Genomic DNA, 17,487 nt, shown 5'->3' with positions numbered 1-17,487 from the left:
GTCGGAGTGTCGGCATTCCTTCTCAGCGGGGCGCCCCCGCGCAAGCGCCCGCGCCGCCGGCAGTCGTGCCGGCGGCGCGTGCCGTGGCGGGCCCGTCGCCCGCGCGCAGTCGATCCTGCCTCAGTGAGCCGAGGACGCGGTCGCGAGCCGCTCGGTTCGCTTGTGCCGGAGGACGTACATGGCGGCGGCCACCACGATGAGCACGACCTCCACCACGACGGAGATCACGGCCAGCGGTTCGGTCCAGTTGCCGACGTCGTCGGTGTAGTCCGGCAGCCCCGGGCCACGCGAGAGCACGAAGCCGACCAGCGGGCCCAGTCCCACACCGGCGGCGAGAAACCACATCCTCCGCGACGGCCGGAACACCAGCACAACGGCCACCAGGATGCCGACGACCTCCAGAAGGTAGTAACCGATCCCGACATAGCCGGGGGTCTTGTCTCCTGGGAATCCTCCCTGATCCTGCACGTGAATCACTGCCACCGCCGCACACAGCAGCGCGGCGGCGACTGCGGCGATTCGTTCATACGCGGGGGTCTGCTTCATATCGGTGTTTTCTCCTTCGGCCGGTTTACGGCTGGAATCAGCGCGGACACGGGCCCGGCGCGCCTGCCGGACTGGTTGCGTCCAGGAAACCCCGATTGGGCCAGAAAAGGCTATAGTTCGTGAGACATCCCACTTCAATGACCGCAGAGATGAAAATGCTCCATGGAAACAGGGCTGCAGAATAAAAGGCGGCCATTATACATGAGGAGATTGAACCCCCGGCGACCTTGCCCCCAATGCGAATTTACGAATTACGGTCAGAGTAATACGGCGGAATAAGCTATTCCCTCTGCGGGGGCTCGGGGATCGTGGAGAAGGGTCCCTTCCCCTACACCCCTGCCGCCGTGGGGCGGCCGCCCCCGTGTCGGTCCCGGTTGCCGGAGCTGCTGGTGACGGAGGGCCCGGAGGCCGGGCGGTACTGGTGGTCCGCTCCACCCCCCTGTTCGACCACGCCGGTGCGTCAGGTCGGCACCGGGCGCCGGTTTCGGCCTCTGGGACCTCGACTCCGCCCACCGAGAGATCTGCGCCGACGAGCCCACTCGCGTCGGCGGGCGCGGCCGCGGAATAGCGACGGCGCCGGCCTTTGTTGCTCGCCACCGTTGATCGACAAGGAGGACGTCCCCATGCCTGCCACCCTTCGGCCCCGCGCGCTGCGTACCGGCGATCTCGTGGTCGTCGCCGCGCCTTCCGGCCAGCTCGCCCCGGGTGAGGAACCCCTCCTCGCGCGGGGGGTGGCGATGCTCGAACGGATGGGCTTCCGGGTCCGGGTCAGCCCGGGGATCGACCCGGAACGTCATCGCTGGTGGGCGTCGGGCACTCCGGCGGAGCAGGCCGCGGAGCTCAACGGACTGCTCAGGGACCCGGAGGTGCGGGCCGTCATCGCCCACACCGGTGGCCAGGCGACCATCGGCTATCTCGATCTGATCGATCTGGACGCGATCCGGGCCGACCCGAAGCCGATCCTCGGATACAGCGACATCTCCCTTCTCCACATGGCCCTCCACGCGAAGACCGGTCTCGTCGGCTTCCACGCCGACCTCGCCACCCACGGCTTCGGCGGCGACTGGTACACCCTGGGCGACGAGGCCCGGCGCTCCGAGCTCGTCGACCTCTACACCCGCGTCCTCACCCGGGCCGAGCCGCTTGGCCCGCTGCCGGCGCAGGCGGCCTGGGAGACCTGGCGCCCCGGCCGGGCGGAGGGGCCGCTCTTCGGCGGCCTGCTGAACCGCCTGATCCTCCTCCAGGCCACGCCGTTCGCACCCGCCCCCGAACGGTTCGACGGCGCCGTGCTGTTCTGGGAGGAGCTGCAGCGGCCGGTCTCCCGGATCTGGAACGACCTCCACGCCCTGCGGCTGTCCGGCGTGCTGGACCGGATCGCGGGGATGGTGGTCGGCATCCCCACCGAGGTCGCCCCCCACGAGGGCGCCGGAACACGCGCGGACCTCCGCGACGTGGTCCTCGACGTCCTGTGGCAGCGCGACATCCCGGTCCTCGCCCAGGTCGACTTCGGCCACACCTCGCCGAACCTGCCGCTGCCCCTCGGCGTCCGCGCCCAGGTGGACGCCGACAATCGAACGCTGTCCCTGCTGGAGCCCGCCGTCGCGGAGAACTGATCCGGCGTCAGGGGGCAGCGCCGAGCGGAGCGGCACGGCAGGCCCTCGGCGTCAGCGCCCGATCTTGTCCAGTTCGGAGAGGTCGTCGTCGGATAGCCGGAGTGCCGCGCCGCCGGCGTTCTCGCGCAGATGGGCCACTGAGGACGTACCGGGGATCAGCAGGATGTTCGGCGAGCGCCGCAGCAGCCAGGCCAGGGCGACCGACATCGGCGTCGAGTCCAGCCGGGACGCCACTGCCGTGAGCGCCGAGGACTGCAGCGGGGTGAAGCCGCCCAGGGGGAAGAAGGGCACATAGGCGATGCCCTGCTCGGCGAGCTCGTCGATCAGCTCGTCGTCGTGGCGATGGGCGAGGTTGTACATGTTCTGCACGCAGACGATCGGTGCGATCGAGCGCGCCTCGGCGACCTGCTCCGCGGTCGCGTTGCTCACGCCGAGGTGCCTGATCAGGCCCTGACCCTGCAGGTCGACGAGCGCCTCGAAGGCCTCCGCGAGCGACCCCGGGACCGGGCCCTGGGCGTCCCCGAGGCGCAGGTTGACGACGTCCAGGGTGTCCAGGCCGAGATTCTCCAGGTTCGACCGGACGGCCCGGCGCAAGTCCTCGGGCCTGCGCGCCGGGGGCCATCCGCCTTCCTCGTCCCGGGTCGCGCCGACCTTGGTGACGATGTGCAGCGCCTCGGGGTAGGGGTGGAGCGCCTCGCGGATCACCTGGTTGGTGAAGTGCGGCCCGTAGGCGTCCGCGGTGTCGATGTGGGTGATCCCGAGGTCGACGGCCTCGCGCAGGACGGCGATCGCCCCCTCGCGGTCGGCCGGCGGGCCCATCACCCAGGGGCCGGCCAGCTGCATGGCGCCGTAGCCGAACCGGGAGACGGTCAGGTCGCCCAGGGTCCAGGTGCCGCCGGGAAGTGGAGCGGATTGCGTGGTCATAAGCGCTGCTCTGCCCTTCGTTACGAGCCGGATGCGGCCCCCCACGGGGCCTTGCACCATGATTGGTGGTTAACTCTCTGACGGGAAGCAGGCACTTCCGAGTGCCTAGGGCACTCCTCGGTGGGTGAGAGGCGGAAGGATCCATGGCGACTACGACGGCGGCCGAGCAGCGGACGCAGGCCAAGGTGGCGTACGACGCCTTCCTCGCGGTCTGCCCCAGTCGCAAGCTGCTCGACCGGATCTCGAACAAGTGGGTGACGTTGATCCTTGCCGCGCTCGGCAGCGACAGCGCACCCCAGGCCGGCGGCGAGTGCGCCGCCGAGGCGGGCGAGCCGCGGGCGATGCGGTACTCCGAGCTGAAGCGCCTGCTGGCCGGGGTCAGCCAGAAGATGCTCACCCAGACGCTGCGCTCGCTCGAACGCGACGGCCTGGTCTCACGGACCGTGGTGCCGACCGTTCCCGTCACGGTCTCCTACGAGCTGACCGAGCTCGGCCTGTCGCTGTACGAGATGATGCGCGGCCTCAAGGCCTGGGCCGAGGCGCATATGGACGACGTGCTGGCCAACCGCGAGACCTACGACGCCGCCGACCACCGGGCTCCGGCCGGCTGAGCCGGCGACACTGGCTGCCCGGCGCGCGACATCCCGACCGACGGAAGCCGTGTGCGAGCCGCGGAGAGGCGCGGGCCGCCGCGCTCGGTGCCGCGGCCGGGTATCCGGCCCCCGGCCCTGCGGTGGGGCACCGAACGCGGCGTCAGCTCTCCTGCTGGGTACGGGCGTTGTAGGCCTCGCGGGCCGCGAGGACCTCGGCCGTGTGTTCGAGGGACCACTCGGTGAGGGCCCTGAGGGGGGCACGCAGGGTCTGGCCGAGAGGGGTCAGCTCGTACTCGACGCGGACCGGCACCACCGGGTGGACCGTGCGCAGCACCAGGCCGTCGCGTTCGAGGGCGCGCAGCGTCTGGGTGAGCATCTTCTCGCTCACCCCCGACAGGCGCTTGCGCAGCTCGGTGAACCGGGACGTGCCGTGCTCCCCGAGCTCGCCGAGAACCAGGATGGACCACTTGTCGCCGATCCGGTCGAGGAGGTCGCGCGAAGGGCAGCCCCGCTCGTACGGGTCCCACGACGGTGTGGTGTGGGCCACAGCCTCGGCAGTCGTCACAGCTCCCACCTCTTCTCTTTCGTCCCGGTGCGAACCTTACCAAAAAGTGGGCACTTACCGATGGAGAGTTTACAGGTCAGAGTGGGGGTGCCGCGGGAGGCCGCGGCGGTAACGAGCGGAAACGAGGAGTCCACATGTCCATCGTCGTCACCGGGGCCACCGGCCAGCTGGGTCGACTCACCGTCGAGGCGCTGCTGCGTCGCGGCGTCGCCGCCTCCGAGATCATCGCCACGGGCCGGGACACCACCCGGATCAAGGAACTGGCCGACCGCGGCGTCCTGGTCCGCCCGGCGGACTTCGCCGACCCGGAGAGCCTCGCGGCCGCCTTCGCGGGAGCGGAGAGGCTGCTGCTGGTCTCGGCCTCGTTCCCGGTGGACGAGCGGGCGGCCAACCACCGCCGCGCCATCGACGCGGCCCTGACCGCCGGGGTGTCCCTGATCGCATACACGAGCATGACGCGGGCCGACAGCGCTCACACCGTCCTTGCCGGCACCCACCGCGCCACCGAGGAGTACCTGCGCGAGCGCGAGGCCCCCGCCGTGGCGCTGCGCAACAGCTGGTACCTGGAGAACTACACCGCCCAGCTGCCGTCGGCCCTTCAGCACGGCGCCTTCCTCGGGGCGGCGGGCGACGGCAGGGTCAGCGCCGCCAGCCGCGCCGACTACGCGGAGGCGGCCGCGGTCGTCCTGACCACCGAGGGCCACACCGGGGCCGTCTACGAGCTGGGCGGCGACCAGGCGTTCACCCTGGCAGAGCTCGCCGCCACCGCCTCCGCGGTGACCGGGGCCTCCCTCGGCTACACCGACCTTCCCGGCGACATGTTCGCCGAGGCACTGGCCGGCGCCGGCGTGCCCGCCGAACTGGCCCGGATCCTCGCCGACGCCGACCTCGGCCTGAGCCGCGGCGAGCTCTTCACCGACAGCGGCGATCTGCGCCGCCTGATCGGACGGCCCACCACCACCCTCGCCGAAGCGCTGGCCGCCGCCGCGCGCTGACCCTTGAAGCGACCACCGGAAGGAACTCTCATCATGCCCAGCCGCAGCGCCGTGCGAGGCGCGCTCCTCACCCTCACGGCTACGTCCGCCGTGCTGGCCGCGCTCACCGTCCCAGCCACCGCCGCCTCCGGCGCCACCGCCACCACCGACGCCACCGCCGCGACGAGCCCGGACCGCCCGCACCCCGCCGGCGCCTACACGATCACGATCGACGGCGCCAACGCCTTCCCCGAGAGCATCGCCGCCGACAACCGGTACGTCTACACCGGCAGCATCGAGGACGGCACCCTCTACCGCGGCCGCGTCGGATCCAGGACGCTGGAACCCTTCCTGCCCGCCGGGCAGGACGGCCGCACCCAGGCCACCGGGATCAAGACCGACGGCGACCGCCTCCTCGTCGCCGGCGCCTTCACCGGGCAGTTCTTCGTCTACACCGACACCGGCACACTGGTGGCCCGCTACACCGTCCCGGACACCGGCGAGCCGACGCTCGTCAACGACGCGGCCGTCACCCCCGACGGGGACGTCTACATCACGGACTCCTTCCGCGCGGTCGTCTACAAGATCCCGGCCGCCGAGGTCCACTCCCCCGCCACCGGCACCCAGCGGACCCTGCGGGTCGCGTACCACCTGCCGGACTACGTCGCCGGCCAGTCCAACGGCAACGGCGTCACCACCGGCCCGGACGGCAAGTCCCTGATCATCGGCTACTGGTACAGCGGCGCCCTCTACCGCCTCGCCCTCGCCGACGGAAGCATCCGCAGGATCGACGCGCCCGCGCTGCCCAGCGCCGACGGCATAGCCCGCCGGGGCGACACCCTCTACATCGACCGCTCGGTCCAGAACGAGGTCGACACGGTACGGCTCTCCGAGGACGGCACCCGGGCCGCCCTCGTCTCGCAACGCAGCTACCCCGGCGCCGACACCACCACCGGCGTAGCGGTCAGCGGCGACCGGCTGCTGGTGACCAACTCGCAGATGAACAACTACCTTTACGGCGCCCCGCTGGAGAGCCCGGTCTTCACCGTGCAGAGCCTGCCGCTGCGTTGACGCCGCAAGCGGCCGTGAGCAGCAGCGACGCGGCCTGCTTCGCCTGGGCGGCGGGCGCGGGGTGCCGGAGAGGGCGGCGGTGACCATGGCGCCCTCGGCCAGCAGGGCGATCTGGGTACCGGTGTCCGCCGCCGCCCCCGCGGCGTCGGCGAGTTCGCGCAGGTAGGCGTGGAACGCCTCCTTGTGGTGCCGGGCGGCGGCGGCGACCTGGGGGGAGGTGCCGCCCAGCTCGCCGAAGGAGTTGATGAAGGCGCACCCGTGGAAGTCGGGTCGGGCGAACCACTCCCCCAGCCAGTCGAAGACGGCGAGCAGCCGGGCCCGCGGGCCCTCCGCCCTCGCGTCGACATAGGCGACGAGGTCACCGAGCCAGCGTGCGTCCCTGCGGGCCAGATACGCCTCCACGAGGTCGCCCTTGGAGGGGAAGACCTTGTAGAGACGCCGCAGCGCGACGCCCGCGGCGTCGCGGACCGCGTCCATCCCGACGGCCTGGATGCCCCGGGCGTAGAAGAGGTCCTCGGCGGCGTCGAGGATGCGCTCGCGTGCGGGGTCGGTGGTCGACGACTCGGTGGTCGAAGACTCGGTGGTCAAAGGCTTCGCCTCCTTGCCTGAGAACGACCGTTCTCATACTATCAAGGCGTTCTGAGAACGACCGTTCTCGCACTCCGCCCGAAGGAGTACGCCATGTCCGAACAGCGCCCGCCGCTGCCCCCGTTCACCAGGGAGACGGCGACGGCCAAGGTCCGCCTGGCCGAGGACGGCTGGAACTCCCGGAACCCGGAGAAGGTCGCCCTGGCCTACACGCCGGACTCTCGCTGGCGCAACCGCGCGGAGTTCCTCACCGGTCGCCAGGAGATCATCGGATTCCTGACCCGCAAGTGGAGCCGCGAACTGGACTACCGCCTGATCAAGGAGCTGTGGGCGTTCGAGGAGCACCGCATCGCGGTCCGCTTCGCCTACGAGTACCACGACGACTCGGGCCAGTGGTTCCGTGCCTACGGCAACGAGAACTGGGAGTTCGACGAGAACGGCCTCATGCGGGTGCGCCACGCGAGCATCAACGACCTGCCCATCGACGAGAAGGAGCGCAGGTACCACTGGCCGCTGGGCCGCCGGCCCGACGACCACCCGGGGCTGTCCGACCTCGGGTTCTAGCGGATGCCGCGCGGGCACCTCCGCGCGCCCCTCCCCCACCGGCTGGAAAAGCCCTTGCTCGAAGCCGGGACCGCCGTGGTACACGAGAGGACCCACACCTGTTCTGGAGGGTTTCATGCGTCGCCTCGCCGTCTTCCTCGCCTCCTCCGACGGGCACGACCCGGCGCACGCCGAGCTGACCGCCGCCGTAGGCGAGGAGCTGGCCCGCCGAGGGATCGGCATCGTCTACGGCGGCGGCCGCCGGGGCCTGATGGGAGTGCTGGCGGACGCCGCACTGCGGGCGGGCGGCGAGGTCATCGGCGTGATACCGCGCAGCATGGCCGAGCGGGAGTGGGCCCACGAGGGCGTGGCGGAACTCCTCTTGTGCGACTCGATGCACGAGCGCAAGGCGCTGATGGCCGACCGGGCCGACGCCTTCGTCGCGCTGCCGGGTGGGCTGGGCACCCTGGAGGAGATCTTCGAGGTGTGGTCCTGGCGTCAACTCGGCTTCCACGCCAAGCCCGTCGGCTTCCTCGACACCGGGGGCTTCTGGGCCCCCATGCTCGGCGCGCTGCGCGGCATCGTCGACGCCGGCTTCCTCCCCGCCCCCACCCTCGACGACCTCGCCGTCGCTCCCGACCTGCCCGGGCTGCTGGACGCGCTGGAGGAGCGGCTGAGCCGCATCCCGCAGCCCGCCCACGGCGCCTGAGGCGCCGCGAACGCCCGGCGGGAACCGCGGCTGAGGCGAGGCCGGGAGCCAAGGCGAGGACGGGAGCCCAAGCGAGGACGGAAGCCCAGGCGAGGACGGGAGCCCCGGCGACGGCGGGGCTCAGCCCCTGGCGGGAGCGGCCCCGTCGGCTGCCGGCGGAGGCGGCTCGATCGCCGGTTCGGACCCGGCAGCGTCGAGGGCGTCGAGGACCGCCTCGCCGTTCTCCCTCGCCCACTCGGTCAGCACATGGATCGGTTTGGTCAGCGTCGCCCCGAGCGGGGTGAGTTCGTACTCCACCCGGGGCGGGACCTCGGCGTAGGCCTGGCGGCGGACGAGGCCGTGCGCCTCCAGCCGCCGGAGGGTCTGGGTCAGCACCTTGCGGGAGATGCCGCCGATCAGCTCGACCAGTTCACCGTGGCGTACCGGGCCCTTGCTGAGGCCGGCGAGGACGACGACCGTCCACTTGTCGGCGATCAGCTCGACCGCCAGACGTGCCGGGCAGTCGGCGAGGAAGGGGTCGCCGGGACCGAAACCGCTCATGGCGACAAAGGTACCTGCCGGTACCCATCGGCTGCCTAGCCTGGATCTCCTCCCCGTTTCCGCAGGCAGGAGAGTCATGCGAGTCATCACCCAGCACACCCTCGGCGGTCCCGAGGTACTCACGGTCGTGGACGCGGCCGAGCCCCGGGCCCTTCCCACCGAGGTCCTCGTCCGGGTCAGGGCGATCGGGCTGAACCCGCTGGAGGCGCGGCTGCGCGCCGGCGAGTTCCCGCTGCTCGGGAAGCCCCCGTTCGTCCTCGGCTGGGACATCAGCGGCGTGGTCAGGGAAGCGCCGCAGACCTGGCGGTTCAGGCCGGGCGACGAGGTGTTCGGGATGCCGCTCTTCCCGAGGGCGGCCAACGCCTACGCCGAGCTCGTGGCGGCACCGGCGCTGCATCTGGCTCCCAAGCCCGCCTCGCTCTCCCATGTCGAGGCCGCGGCACTGCCGGTGGCCGGACTGACGGCCTGGCAGGGCCTGGTGGACCTCGGCGGGGTGGCCGAGGGCGACCGCGTCCTGGTCCACGGCGGGGGCGGCGGGGTCGGCCACCTGGCGATCCAGATCGCCAAGGCCCTGGGCGCCCACGTGACGACGACCGCCGGCGCCGGCAAGCGGGAGTTCGTCGAGAGCCTCGGGGCCGACGAGGTCCTCGACTACACCGCGGCCGACTTCAGCGAGGAGGTGCGCGACATCGACCTCGTCCTGGACACCATCGGCGGCGACACCGCCGAGCGCTCGCTCTCCGTGCTCCGCCCGGGCGGTCACCTGGTCACCGCGGTCGCCGAGGAGGACGCCGAGCTCGCCGCCCGGTGCGCGGCGGCCGGCGTCCGCTTCAGCGGGATCGCGGTGGACCCGGATCCGGCCGGGCTGCGCGGCCTGGCCGACCTCGTCGAGCGCGGCAGGCTCCGGGTCCACGTGCAGGAGGCGTTCCCGTTCGAGCGGGTCGCCGACGCCCACCGGCTGCTGGACGGCGGCCACTTGCAGGGGAAGCTGGTCCTCACCCTGTGAGCGGATCCGGGACGCTCACGGTCACCCCTCCCCGGTGGTCACCAGGACCGCCGCCGTCCCACGGGCGGGTATCGCCACCGGAAGCCTGCCGTCCGGATCTGCCGCGATCGGCACGGCGTTCTCGCCGAGATAGGAGCAGCGGTAGGCGCTGATGGCGGCGGTGAGGTCCAGTCGCAGGCCGGCGGTCACCGGCTCGTCGGCGAAGGACTGCAGCCTGATCAGGAACCCACCCACGCCCTCGCCCGCGCCCTCGGCCGAGAGGCCGACCACCCGTACGTCCGGCCGGTCCACCGCGACCAGCGAGGTGGTGGGTGGTGCGTCCTCGGCCGCCGGGCCCTGGGCCCGGACCGCGTGCAGCGGGTGGCCGGGGTCGGCGGCCCGGATGCCGAGCGCAGCGGGTTCCGCCGGGTCTCCGGCCGCGTCGCCGGCCAGGTCGCCGCGGACCGCCACGCTGTAGCGGAAGGTCTGCTCGAAGGCCTGCTCGCTCGGGAAGTTGGTGTCCCAGATGTTGTTGTGCACCCAGGAGTAGAGGGTGCCCGCCTCCTCCCCCGGGACCGAGGGCGGGTAGGGGACGTACGGGACGGCGATGTTGCCGTGCTGGACCAGGGGCGCGTCGTGGGTGGCCCAGCCCACGCCGGTCCCGCCGCCGGTCAGCGTCGCCCAGCGGCGGATCGCCCGCATGTGCCGGGCCGAGCCGGGGACGAGCGGCAGGCCGGTGCCGACCGCGCCGCCGCTGGCCTCCATCCGGACCTCCGGCTCCGGCAGCGCGAAGGGGAAGGCGAAGAAGGCGCTCTCCTTGGTCATGGTGGCCGGCTTGACCAGGTGGTTGGCGATGTCCAGGCGGGCCACCCCGTGCGCCAGGGTGAGGGTGGTGCGCAGCTTGGCGCCGCCGGGCGGCACGCACTCGTAGACCAGGGTCTCGGCGACCGCCGTCGAGGTCCGCTCCACCAGCACGGCGGCCGGGGCCACTTTGCGGGCGGCCAGCAGGTGGAGGGAGTCGTCGGCCACCGTCTTGCTCGACTGGTGGTTGAAGCCGCCGGCCGTGGCGTAGCGGTCGTAGACGTAGCCGTTGAATCCGAACACCGCGTCCCCGTCGACCAGTTCGACGCCGGTGGACTTGTCGACGAGGGAGGCGATCCGGTTGCCCCGCAGGTCCACCCGGACGGCGAGGAACTCGTTCTCCAGCACCGGGCTCTCCTCGCAGACCGGCCGCGGGCGGGCCTCCCCGGGGAGGACGTCCAGCCGCACCGTGCCGAGCGGCGGCAGGTCCGCCACCGTGACGTGGAGGAAGCGGCCGGCGGACCGGTGGAGCGGGTTGGTCTGCGGCTCGTCGGCCACCGGCAGTTCCCGGCCGCTGCGGCCGTCCAGCACCCGGGCCGGCACGTCCAGGGGCAGCACGCTCTCCGGGAGGAAGAATCGGACGACGTCGGTCCGGGTCCGGCTGCGGGTGTTGACGACGTGGAAGCTCGCCCGTGCGCCGGGCGCCTGCGGCAGGGTGGTGCCCAGCCGGTGTGCGGCGCGCTCCAGCAGCGCGAGGGCGCCGTCGTGCGCGCGGACGGCCTGCCCGTACTTCCAGTGCCACTGCTGTTCGCCCGACTGATGGGCTCGGCAGCCGTAGGTCCAGGGGTCGCCGGCGCCCCAGGTGTGCTCGTTGAAGAGCGACACCGCCCGGTAGACCTCGGCGACCTCGCCGGCTCCGGCGGGTTCGCCCTCCGCTCCGCGCAGCTCCGCGAGGGCGTCCAGGGTGCGCGCGTCGGTGACCGCGGACTGCGCGGTGCGGTTCATCGCGAGCGGCGCGGCGCCGGCTCCGACGCCGTCCACCCACCAGTCCGACCAGTCGCCCTCGAAGGTCTCCAGCCGGTCGCCGAGCCGCTGTTCGGCGTCGTCGAAGAAGTCCTCGTGCCGGGAGATCCGCAGCTGCGGATAGGCCCAGGTCTCGTTCCACCGGCGGACGGTCTCGGCCGCGACCAGCCGCGGCGGCCCGTTGTCCGCGAAGGTGCCGAGGACCCGCAGGTGGAGGACGTCCCACGGGTAGGGGTCGGCCTCGTAGGCGGCGTCGAGGACGGGGAAGCCGGGGATCCCCTTGCCCTGGTGGGGGATCGGCCGCTCGGCCAGCGCGGTGAGGTAGGCGGGGAGGAGGTCGTCGACCGTCCCGTGCGACTCGTCGAAACCGATGATCGAGCCCTCCATGTAGGCGAGCCCGTGCGGGGTGTCGGTACGCCACACCAGCACCGAGCGGCCGTCGGCGGTGCGCCAGCGGAAGAGCCGGGGCAGCCGCGCCCCGCCGACCAGGTGGGGCACCGCCCGCCCGGCCCAGTTGTGGGCGACGGAGAGGCGGCCGAAACCGTGCTCGGCCAGCGCGTCCTGGAGGCCGACCACCTGCCCAGGCACGTCGGTCTGCATGGCGGTGGTCAGGGGAACGCCGTAGCGGGCCCGCACGGCGACCGCCTCCCGCAGCAGTTCGTGGAGCTCGTCCACCGAGCAGGTCTCGCTGTGGAGGTTGAACGGCATCGCCGTCAGCTCGATCCGGCGCTCCCCGACCCGGCGGACGAACTCGGCGACCTTGCTCGGCGGCCGGTGGGCGGCCCAGTCGGTGAAGGTGCTGAGCCCCTCGACGGTCCAGCGGTAGCGGGCCTCCTCCGGCCAGTCGTCGGTGGCCCGGATCAGCTCCAGGACGGTGTCCAGCGAGGCCCGGCCCTCGGCGAGGACGGTCCCCTGCGGGTCGGTGTAACCGATGTCCAGGTGGGCGTGCTGGACCAGGTGGACCGTCCACCGCCGCTGCGGACGCAGGCGGAGGGGCAGCGGCTCGGGGAGCCCGAGGCCGGGCAGTTCGAGAGCGGCGTCCACCTCCTCCTCGACCGCGGGCACGAGCACCCGGACCGATCCGCCGGGGCCGTCCACCACCGCGCAGCCGATCGGGGGGCCGCCGGCGATCCGCACCCGGGCGGAGTCGACCGGCCGGGCCGGCGCCGGTGCGACGTCGACCCGCACCGACTGGGTCAGCCCACCCGCCTCCGTCCGGCGCAGCAGCGGTTCCGGGGACAGCCGGACGGTCGTCCCGTCCTGCCGGTGGACCTGGCTGACGGCGCCCTCGCGCAGGGCGTCGCGGGCGAGGGTGGAGTCCCACCACGAGGGGCGGATATGACGGTCGCTCATCTGGTACGGGCTTCCTTGCGTGATCGGTGCGGGCGGGGGCGGACGGCCGGGCAGCCGGACGGAGAGGCGGTCGAGCGGACAGGCGGTCGGGCGGACAGCCGGTCGGGCGGTCAGCTGGTGCGGACGTAGTCCCGGCGGTCCCAGGCCAGCAGCGAGAACAGCTGGACGGCGGCGGCCTGGTTGAGGGTGCCGACCGGCTGCGCGGGGTCGGGCGCCCCGCCGTTGCCGGACTGGAAGTGGAACAGGCCGGTGGCCGGGTCCCGGTTCTCGACCCACAGCCGCTCGGCGTAGGCGCTCAGTACGGCGCGGTAACGCGGGTCGTGGTGCTGGGAGTCCAGCAGCAGCAGGTCCTGGAAGAGGAAGGAGTCGAAGACGGCCGGCTGGTCGTACAGCCGGTCGTCCACCGTCCAGTACGCCAGGGCGCCGTCGGCGTCCTCGACGGCCTGGCGGAGGTAGTCGCGGTCGCCGGTGGCGCGGTACAGCTCGGTGGCGGTGCCGATCATCGCCCCCGAGTTGTAGCTCCACAGCGTGGGGTCGACGCTGCCGTCGTCGTTGAGGTCGTTGCGGTAGAGCCCGGCAGACTGCCGCAGGCAATCCCGGTTCCAGTGGTACGCCCGCAGGGCCCAGTCGAGGTACTGCGGCTCCCTGGTGATCTGGTAGAGACCGGCCGAGAGTTGGGCGAAGAGCCCGGTCACGTTGGCCGCCCGGATGGTGTTGGCGCCGGTCTCCACCCAGTGCATCCCGCCGGGGCAGGTCTTGGCGGGGTCCTCGTCCCAGCCCCGCAGGTCGGTGGCGAAGGCGGCGCGGGCGCCGGCCAGCATGGCCCGGCCGCCGCCGGCCCGGTACTGGGTCAGGTAGGAGAGCCCCACCACGGCGTTGTCGTCGTAGAAGAGGTCGCCGCCGGTGCCCAGCGGCTCGGGGAGGTAGGAGTCGTAGCCGGGGTGGGCGGGGTCGGTCGAGGCGTACTGCCGCAGCGCGGTGAACCGGTCGGCCGCGTCGGCGCGGTAGCGGTCCGCGTTCCCGGGGATGCCGCGCAGGTAGACGGTGGCCTGGGTGGCCTCGCGGAACTCCCACAGGTAGGAGTAGGGGTTGCCGCCGGGGGCGGCGGGGGTGGACTCGCGGTACAGGTCGTGGCCGGCGGGGCCGAGGTAGAGGTCCTGCTGGAGAGCGCGGTAGCTGGCCTCGGCGCGGGCCGCCCAGTCGGGCTGCCCGGGTCCTGCGGCCTGGGCGGACGGCGCGGCGAGGAGGCCGGCCGCTGTGCTGACCAGCGCGGTCAGCAGCAGGCCGACGCGGCGGGTGGTGCGGGCTGTGGCCATGGGCGGGACCTCCCGGTCAGACGTTGAGTTTGAGGCTGGAGACGAAGAAGCGCTGGGAGAGGAAGAAGACGATCACCGTCGGCAGCGAGACGACCAGCGCGCCGGCCAGCACCACCGGCGGCCCCACGTTGGAGTAGTTGCCCTGGAGGTCGGCGAGTGCGGCCATGATGGGCCGGATGTTGCGGCTGGTGGCGAGGGTGATGCCGAAGAGGAGGTCGTTCCAGACCGCGACGAACTGAAAGACGAAGGCGGCGGCCATCGCGGACTTGGACAGCGGCACGTAGATGCTCCAGAACAGCCGCCACCACGAGGCGCCGTCCAGCCTGGCGGCCTCGATCACCTCGGACGGCAGGGTGACCGCGAAGTTCCGAAGGACGAAGAAGGCGAACGGGATGGCGATCGCGATGTAGATGACGACCATCCCGATCTGGGTGTCGTACAGCCCGGTGTTGGCGTAGGCGAGGAAGAGCGGGCGCAGGAAGACCTGGAGCGGCAGCAGGGTGCCGGCGTAGATCAGCCAGAACCACAGGGCGCGGCGCCGGACCGGCATGATCGCCGCGGCGAAGGCGGCCAGCGAGGCGAGGAGCACGGCGCCCGCCGAACTGACGACCGAGTAGTACAGGCTGTTGGCCATCGCGGGCCCGAGGTCCGCCGTGTTCCAGGCGGCCCGGAGGTTGGCGAACAGGCCGAAGCTGTTCGGGTACCAGTTGGGGCTGCCCGAGTAGTCGTGGACCGAGGTGAGGCCGTTGACCAGGAGGAGATAGGTCGGCACGAACCAGAGCAGTGCCACCAGGACGACCACGCAGTTGCGGAGGACTCTGCTCATGTCACACCTTGCCCCGGGTCGGCAGCTGGCGGCGCAGATAGGTCCAGGACGCCAGCAGAACGATGATCGTCAGCAGCACGGCGATGGCGGCTCCGGCGCCCGGCCGCAGGAAGAGGAAGGTCTCCTGGTACATCGAGACGGCCAGGGTCTCGGTGGCCCGCCCGGGGCCGCCCTGGGTGAGGACGAAGATCAGGTCGAAGGCCTTGAGCCCGTTCACCAGGCTCATCCCGATCACGATGATCGACACCGGCCGCAGCTGCGGGAGGACGATATGGCGGAACCGGGCCCACGGGCCCGCGCCGTCCAGCGCCGCGGCCTCCAAAGTCTCCGGGGGGATCCCCTGCAGGCCGACCATGAAGAGGATCACCGCGACCCCGGTGGCCTGCCAGGAGCTGGCGACGATCATCACGAGGGTGTTGCCGGGCCAGTCGAGCAGCCAGTTGCCGGCCAGTCCGCCCAGCCCCAGCCCCCGGAGGGCGCTGTTGACCGCCCCGTCGCTGGTGAGGATGAAGTTCCAGACCACGGCGACCGCCGAACCCGAGATCGCGTACGGGATGGTCACCGCGAGCCGGGCTGCCCGGCTCCACCGGGTGGAGTCGGTGAGGATGGCGATCAGCAGGCCCATCCCGGTGGGCAGCAGGATCGCGCCGCCCACCCACATCAGGGTGTTCTCCAGTGAGCGCAGCAGGTTGGGGTCGGTGAAGAACGCGCCGTAGTTGGCGAGGTCGTTGAAGGTGGAGCGGGTGTAGTCGCTGAAGAAGCTGCGGTAGAGGGTGTAGCAGAAGGGCGCCAGCAGCACCACGGCGACCAGGATCGCGGCCGGCAGCAGGAAGCCGCCCGCCATCAGCCGCTCCCGCCACAGCGCAGCGGCCCGGCGGCCGGCCGCCCGGGGATGCTCCGGCCGGGCCGGCGGCAGTCCGCTCCGGCCGCGGACCGGATCGGTGGTCACACTCATGAGCCGCCCTTCCGCCAGATGTCCCACTCCTGGTCCGCGCGCTTCTGCATCGACTCCAGCGTGGAGCGGATCGCGGTGGGATGGATCATGAAATTGCCCAGGTCGAGGATGTTGCCCTGGATGAGGTTGGGCGGGCTGGCCTCGTTGTAGCGGGTCAGCAGTGTCCGCCGGTTGCGCGCGATGTCCTGCTGTACGGCCTCGATCACCGGATTCCCGGCCGGCACTGTGGGGTTGGCCGAGCTGTCCTGGAGGAAGTCCGACCAGACCCGCTGCACCCGCGGATCGAGCCAGTGCGAGACCACGGCGAGCCCGCCGGGGTGGTTCGCCGCCCGCTTCGGCACGGCGAAGACGCCAGACTCTGTGATCACCGACTGCTTGGTGCCGGCGTGGACGGTCGGCATGACGAACGCCCCGTAGTCAACGTCCGGCCGCAGCCCCGCCGCCGCGATGGCGGCCGACTCCCAGCTGCCGTGGAGGAACATGGCCAGCTTGCCCGCCTTCATCTGAGCCGGGCCGTTGGCGCCGTCGAAGTCCGGCGCGGTCATCCAGCCCTTGGCGTAGAAGTCCCGCCAGATGGTCATCGCCTCCCGCACCGTGTCGTCGGTGTACTTGGCGCGGCCGTTGACCAGCCGGGTGTAGAAGTCCGGGTCGAGCTTGCTGACCAGTTCCTCGAACCACTCGAAGGCCGGCCAGACGCCGTTCTGCGTGGCGAGGAACGGGGTGACCCCGTTCCGCTTGAGCACCTCGGCGTTGTGGGTGAACTCGCCCCAGGTGGCCGGCTCGTGGAGCCCGTACTTGGCGAAGACCGGCTTGGCGTAGAAGAAGACGTAGGAGGACTGGTACAGCGGGATCCCGTAGATCCCGCCCTGGAAGGTGACGCCCCGCCGGAGCTGGGGCGAGACCCAGCCCTTGCGCACCGCGTCCTCCCACACCGGGCCGAGTTCGGTGAGCCCGCCGGAGCGGGCCAGCGAGAAGAGGGGATAGCCGGAGGCCCATTTGACGACGTCGGCGGCGCGGCTGGTCTGCACGGAGGTCTGCACCACCTCCTGGTACGAGGTGGTGGAGGCGTTCGACAGCGGGCGGAGGTCGAACCCGCAGATCCGCTTGAGCACCGCGCCGGCCTTCTCGTAGCCGTCCGACCAGGTGGCGTTGTCGTTGTACAGGTTGGCGGCGCCGGGGACGCTCGAGGTGGAACTGCCGCGGGCGCAGCCGGACAGTGCGGCGGCGGCCGCGAGCCCGCCGAGGCCGGCCAGCCCGGCGAGGACTCCGCGTCGGGTGGGACCGCCCGGGGGGATCGGGCCCCGGGTCCTCGTCCCGGGGTCAGTGCGGCCAGGTTGCATCGACCTGTCCTTCCGTCATGTGCCCCTTGGCCGGAGAGGTGGGTGGTGGGTGCTCGGCCGGGATGAAGGTAACGGTAACAATTGGCGGTGACAAGGGGTCAGACAAGGGAACCGGGAAACTTCCGTGGATAGGGCGGCTTCCCTCGACGACCCGATGGACAATCGACCGCCGGGCGGTAAGGTACCGATACCTTCGACTGCCCGGCGCAACGCCGCACGGTC

Annotated in this window: 16 protein-coding genes; 7 read left to right on the top strand and 9 right to left on the bottom strand. The window is 71.9% G+C overall.

Translation table 11 applies throughout. The features are described from left to right. Nucleotides 1-120 precede the first annotated feature (120 nt). A complete protein-coding gene (locus BS73_RS03420; RefSeq protein WP_051939248.1) occupies nucleotides 121-546 on the bottom strand; it encodes a hypothetical protein in 426 nt (141 codons plus the stop codon). Between the two features lie 623 nt (nucleotides 547-1,169). On the opposite strand from BS73_RS03420, the gene BS73_RS03415 reads away from it, so the two are divergent. Next, nucleotides 1,170-2,159: a S66 peptidase family protein gene (locus tag BS73_RS03415; RefSeq protein ID WP_037569696.1), complete on the top strand. Its 990-nt coding sequence runs from the start codon at nucleotides 1,170-1,172 to the stop codon at nucleotides 2,157-2,159. Between the two features lie 51 nt (nucleotides 2,160-2,210). Here BS73_RS03415 and BS73_RS03410 read toward each other — a convergent pair whose 3' ends face one another. Continuing rightward, complete coding sequence (locus tag BS73_RS03410) at nucleotides 2,211-3,083, bottom strand: aldo/keto reductase family oxidoreductase (protein ID WP_037569051.1); 873 nt, start codon at nucleotides 3,081-3,083, stop codon at nucleotides 2,211-2,213. Nucleotides 3,084-3,226: 143 nt separating this feature from the next. Between BS73_RS03410 and BS73_RS03405 the strand changes: the two genes are divergently transcribed. After that, on the top strand, nucleotides 3,227-3,694 hold the full coding sequence (locus BS73_RS03405) for a winged helix-turn-helix transcriptional regulator (RefSeq protein ID WP_037569049.1): 468 nt from the start codon (nucleotides 3,227-3,229) through the stop codon (nucleotides 3,692-3,694). Between the two features lie 142 nt (nucleotides 3,695-3,836). Here the strand turns inward: BS73_RS03405 and BS73_RS03400 are convergent, their stop codons facing one another. After that, complete coding sequence (locus BS73_RS03400; RefSeq protein WP_037569046.1) at nucleotides 3,837-4,241, bottom strand: winged helix-turn-helix transcriptional regulator; 405 nt, start codon at nucleotides 4,239-4,241, stop codon at nucleotides 3,837-3,839. Nucleotides 4,242-4,375: 134 nt separating this feature from the next. On the opposite strand from BS73_RS03400, the gene BS73_RS03395 reads away from it, so the two are divergent. From BS73_RS03395 to BS73_RS03380, 4 genes are all read left to right on the top strand, one after another. Next, nucleotides 4,376-5,236: an SDR family oxidoreductase gene (locus tag BS73_RS03395; RefSeq protein WP_037569044.1), complete on the top strand. Its 861-nt coding sequence runs from the start codon at nucleotides 4,376-4,378 to the stop codon at nucleotides 5,234-5,236. 33 nt (nucleotides 5,237-5,269) lie between these two features. Next, complete coding sequence (locus BS73_RS03390) at nucleotides 5,270-6,286, top strand: SMP-30/gluconolactonase/LRE family protein (protein ID WP_051939246.1); 1,017 nt, start codon at nucleotides 5,270-5,272, stop codon at nucleotides 6,284-6,286. 681 nt (nucleotides 6,287-6,967) lie between these two features. Then, nucleotides 6,968-7,438, top strand: coding sequence for a nuclear transport factor 2 family protein (locus tag BS73_RS03385; protein ID WP_037569041.1), 471 nt, complete (start codon nucleotides 6,968-6,970; stop codon nucleotides 7,436-7,438). A gap of 115 nt (nucleotides 7,439-7,553) precedes the next feature. Continuing rightward, nucleotides 7,554-8,126 (top strand): LOG family protein, encoded by a 573-nt coding sequence (locus tag BS73_RS03380; protein WP_037569038.1) that lies wholly within the window; start codon nucleotides 7,554-7,556, stop codon nucleotides 8,124-8,126. 120 nt (nucleotides 8,127-8,246) lie between these two features. On the opposite strand, the gene BS73_RS03375 is transcribed toward BS73_RS03380, so the two are convergent. After that, nucleotides 8,247-8,666: a winged helix-turn-helix transcriptional regulator gene (locus tag BS73_RS03375; protein ID WP_051939244.1), complete on the bottom strand. Its 420-nt coding sequence runs from the start codon at nucleotides 8,664-8,666 to the stop codon at nucleotides 8,247-8,249. A 76-nt stretch (nucleotides 8,667-8,742) separates the two neighbouring features. Between BS73_RS03375 and BS73_RS03370 the strand changes: the two genes are divergently transcribed. After that, nucleotides 8,743-9,672: an NADP-dependent oxidoreductase gene (locus tag BS73_RS03370; protein ID WP_037569036.1), complete on the top strand. Its 930-nt coding sequence runs from the start codon at nucleotides 8,743-8,745 to the stop codon at nucleotides 9,670-9,672. A gap of 21 nt (nucleotides 9,673-9,693) precedes the next feature. On the opposite strand, the gene BS73_RS03365 is transcribed toward BS73_RS03370, so the two are convergent. The 5 genes from BS73_RS03365 to BS73_RS03345 all read right to left on the bottom strand — a co-directional run bounded on the left by BS73_RS03365 (nucleotide 9,694) and on the right by BS73_RS03345 (nucleotide 17,265). Beyond that, entirely contained in the window at nucleotides 9,694-12,828 is a 3,135-nt protein-coding gene (locus BS73_RS03365; RefSeq protein WP_037569034.1) for a glycoside hydrolase family 38 N-terminal domain-containing protein, read from the bottom strand. 110 nt (nucleotides 12,829-12,938) lie between these two features. Next, nucleotides 12,939-14,144 carry a glycoside hydrolase family 76 protein gene (locus BS73_RS03360; RefSeq protein WP_037569033.1) on the bottom strand — a complete coding sequence of 402 codons (1,206 nt, stop codon included), beginning with the start codon at nucleotides 14,142-14,144 and terminating at the stop codon, nucleotides 12,939-12,941. A gap of 16 nt (nucleotides 14,145-14,160) precedes the next feature. Then, nucleotides 14,161-14,970 carry a carbohydrate ABC transporter permease gene (locus tag BS73_RS03355; protein WP_037569032.1) on the bottom strand — a complete coding sequence of 270 codons (810 nt, stop codon included), beginning with the start codon at nucleotides 14,968-14,970 and terminating at the stop codon, nucleotides 14,161-14,163. 1 nt (nucleotide 14,971) lies between these two features. After that, nucleotides 14,972-15,925 carry a carbohydrate ABC transporter permease gene (locus BS73_RS03350; RefSeq protein ID WP_037569029.1) on the bottom strand — a complete coding sequence of 318 codons (954 nt, stop codon included), beginning with the start codon at nucleotides 15,923-15,925 and terminating at the stop codon, nucleotides 14,972-14,974. After that, entirely contained in the window at nucleotides 15,922-17,265 is a 1,344-nt protein-coding gene (locus BS73_RS03345; protein WP_037569027.1) for an ABC transporter substrate-binding protein, read from the bottom strand. The genes BS73_RS03350 and BS73_RS03345 overlap by 4 nt, the downstream gene beginning before the upstream one ends. Nucleotides 17,266-17,487 lie beyond the last annotated feature (222 nt).

This window comes from Phaeacidiphilus oryzae TH49 (genome assembly GCF_000744815.1).
In the GTDB taxonomy this organism is placed as follows: domain Bacteria; phylum Actinomycetota; class Actinomycetes; order Streptomycetales; family Streptomycetaceae; genus Phaeacidiphilus; species Phaeacidiphilus oryzae.
Note: the sequence above shows the minus strand (reverse complement) of the source record. Positions and strands in the feature narration are given on the sequence as shown.

Excerpts from the sequence above, each read along its gene's own strand:
- BS73_RS03380 (WP_037569038.1), top strand. The coding sequence starts at position 7,554 with ATGCGTCGCCTCGCCGTCTTCCTCGCCTCCTCCGACGGGCACGACCCG.
- BS73_RS03395 (WP_037569044.1), top strand. The coding sequence starts at position 4,376 with ATGTCCATCGTCGTCACCGGGGCCACCGGCCAGCTGGGTCGACTCACC.
- BS73_RS03385 (WP_037569041.1), top strand. The coding sequence starts at position 6,968 with ATGTCCGAACAGCGCCCGCCGCTGCCCCCGTTCACCAGGGAGACGGCG.
- BS73_RS03350 (WP_037569029.1), bottom strand. The coding sequence starts at position 15,925 with ATGAGTGTGACCACCGATCCGGTCCGCGGCCGGAGCGGACTGCCGCCG.
- BS73_RS03360 (WP_037569033.1), bottom strand. The coding sequence starts at position 14,144 with ATGGCCACAGCCCGCACCACCCGCCGCGTCGGCCTGCTGCTGACCGCG.
- BS73_RS03355 (WP_037569032.1), bottom strand. The coding sequence starts at position 14,970 with ATGAGCAGAGTCCTCCGCAACTGCGTGGTCGTCCTGGTGGCACTGCTC.
- BS73_RS03370 (WP_037569036.1), top strand. The coding sequence starts at position 8,743 with ATGCGAGTCATCACCCAGCACACCCTCGGCGGTCCCGAGGTACTCACG.
- BS73_RS03375 (WP_051939244.1), bottom strand. The coding sequence starts at position 8,666 with ATGAGCGGTTTCGGTCCCGGCGACCCCTTCCTCGCCGACTGCCCGGCA.
- BS73_RS03410 (WP_037569051.1), bottom strand. The coding sequence starts at position 3,083 with ATGACCACGCAATCCGCTCCACTTCCCGGCGGCACCTGGACCCTGGGC.
- BS73_RS03405 (WP_037569049.1), top strand. The coding sequence starts at position 3,227 with ATGGCGACTACGACGGCGGCCGAGCAGCGGACGCAGGCCAAGGTGGCG.
- BS73_RS03420 (WP_051939248.1), bottom strand. The coding sequence starts at position 546 with ATGAAGCAGACCCCCGCGTATGAACGAATCGCCGCAGTCGCCGCCGCG.
- BS73_RS03345 (WP_037569027.1), bottom strand. The coding sequence starts at position 17,265 with ATGCAACCTGGCCGCACTGACCCCGGGACGAGGACCCGGGGCCCGATC.
- BS73_RS03415 (WP_037569696.1), top strand. The coding sequence starts at position 1,170 with ATGCCTGCCACCCTTCGGCCCCGCGCGCTGCGTACCGGCGATCTCGTG.
- BS73_RS03365 (WP_037569034.1), bottom strand. The coding sequence starts at position 12,828 with ATGAGCGACCGTCATATCCGCCCCTCGTGGTGGGACTCCACCCTCGCC.
- BS73_RS03390 (WP_051939246.1), top strand. The coding sequence starts at position 5,270 with ATGCCCAGCCGCAGCGCCGTGCGAGGCGCGCTCCTCACCCTCACGGCT.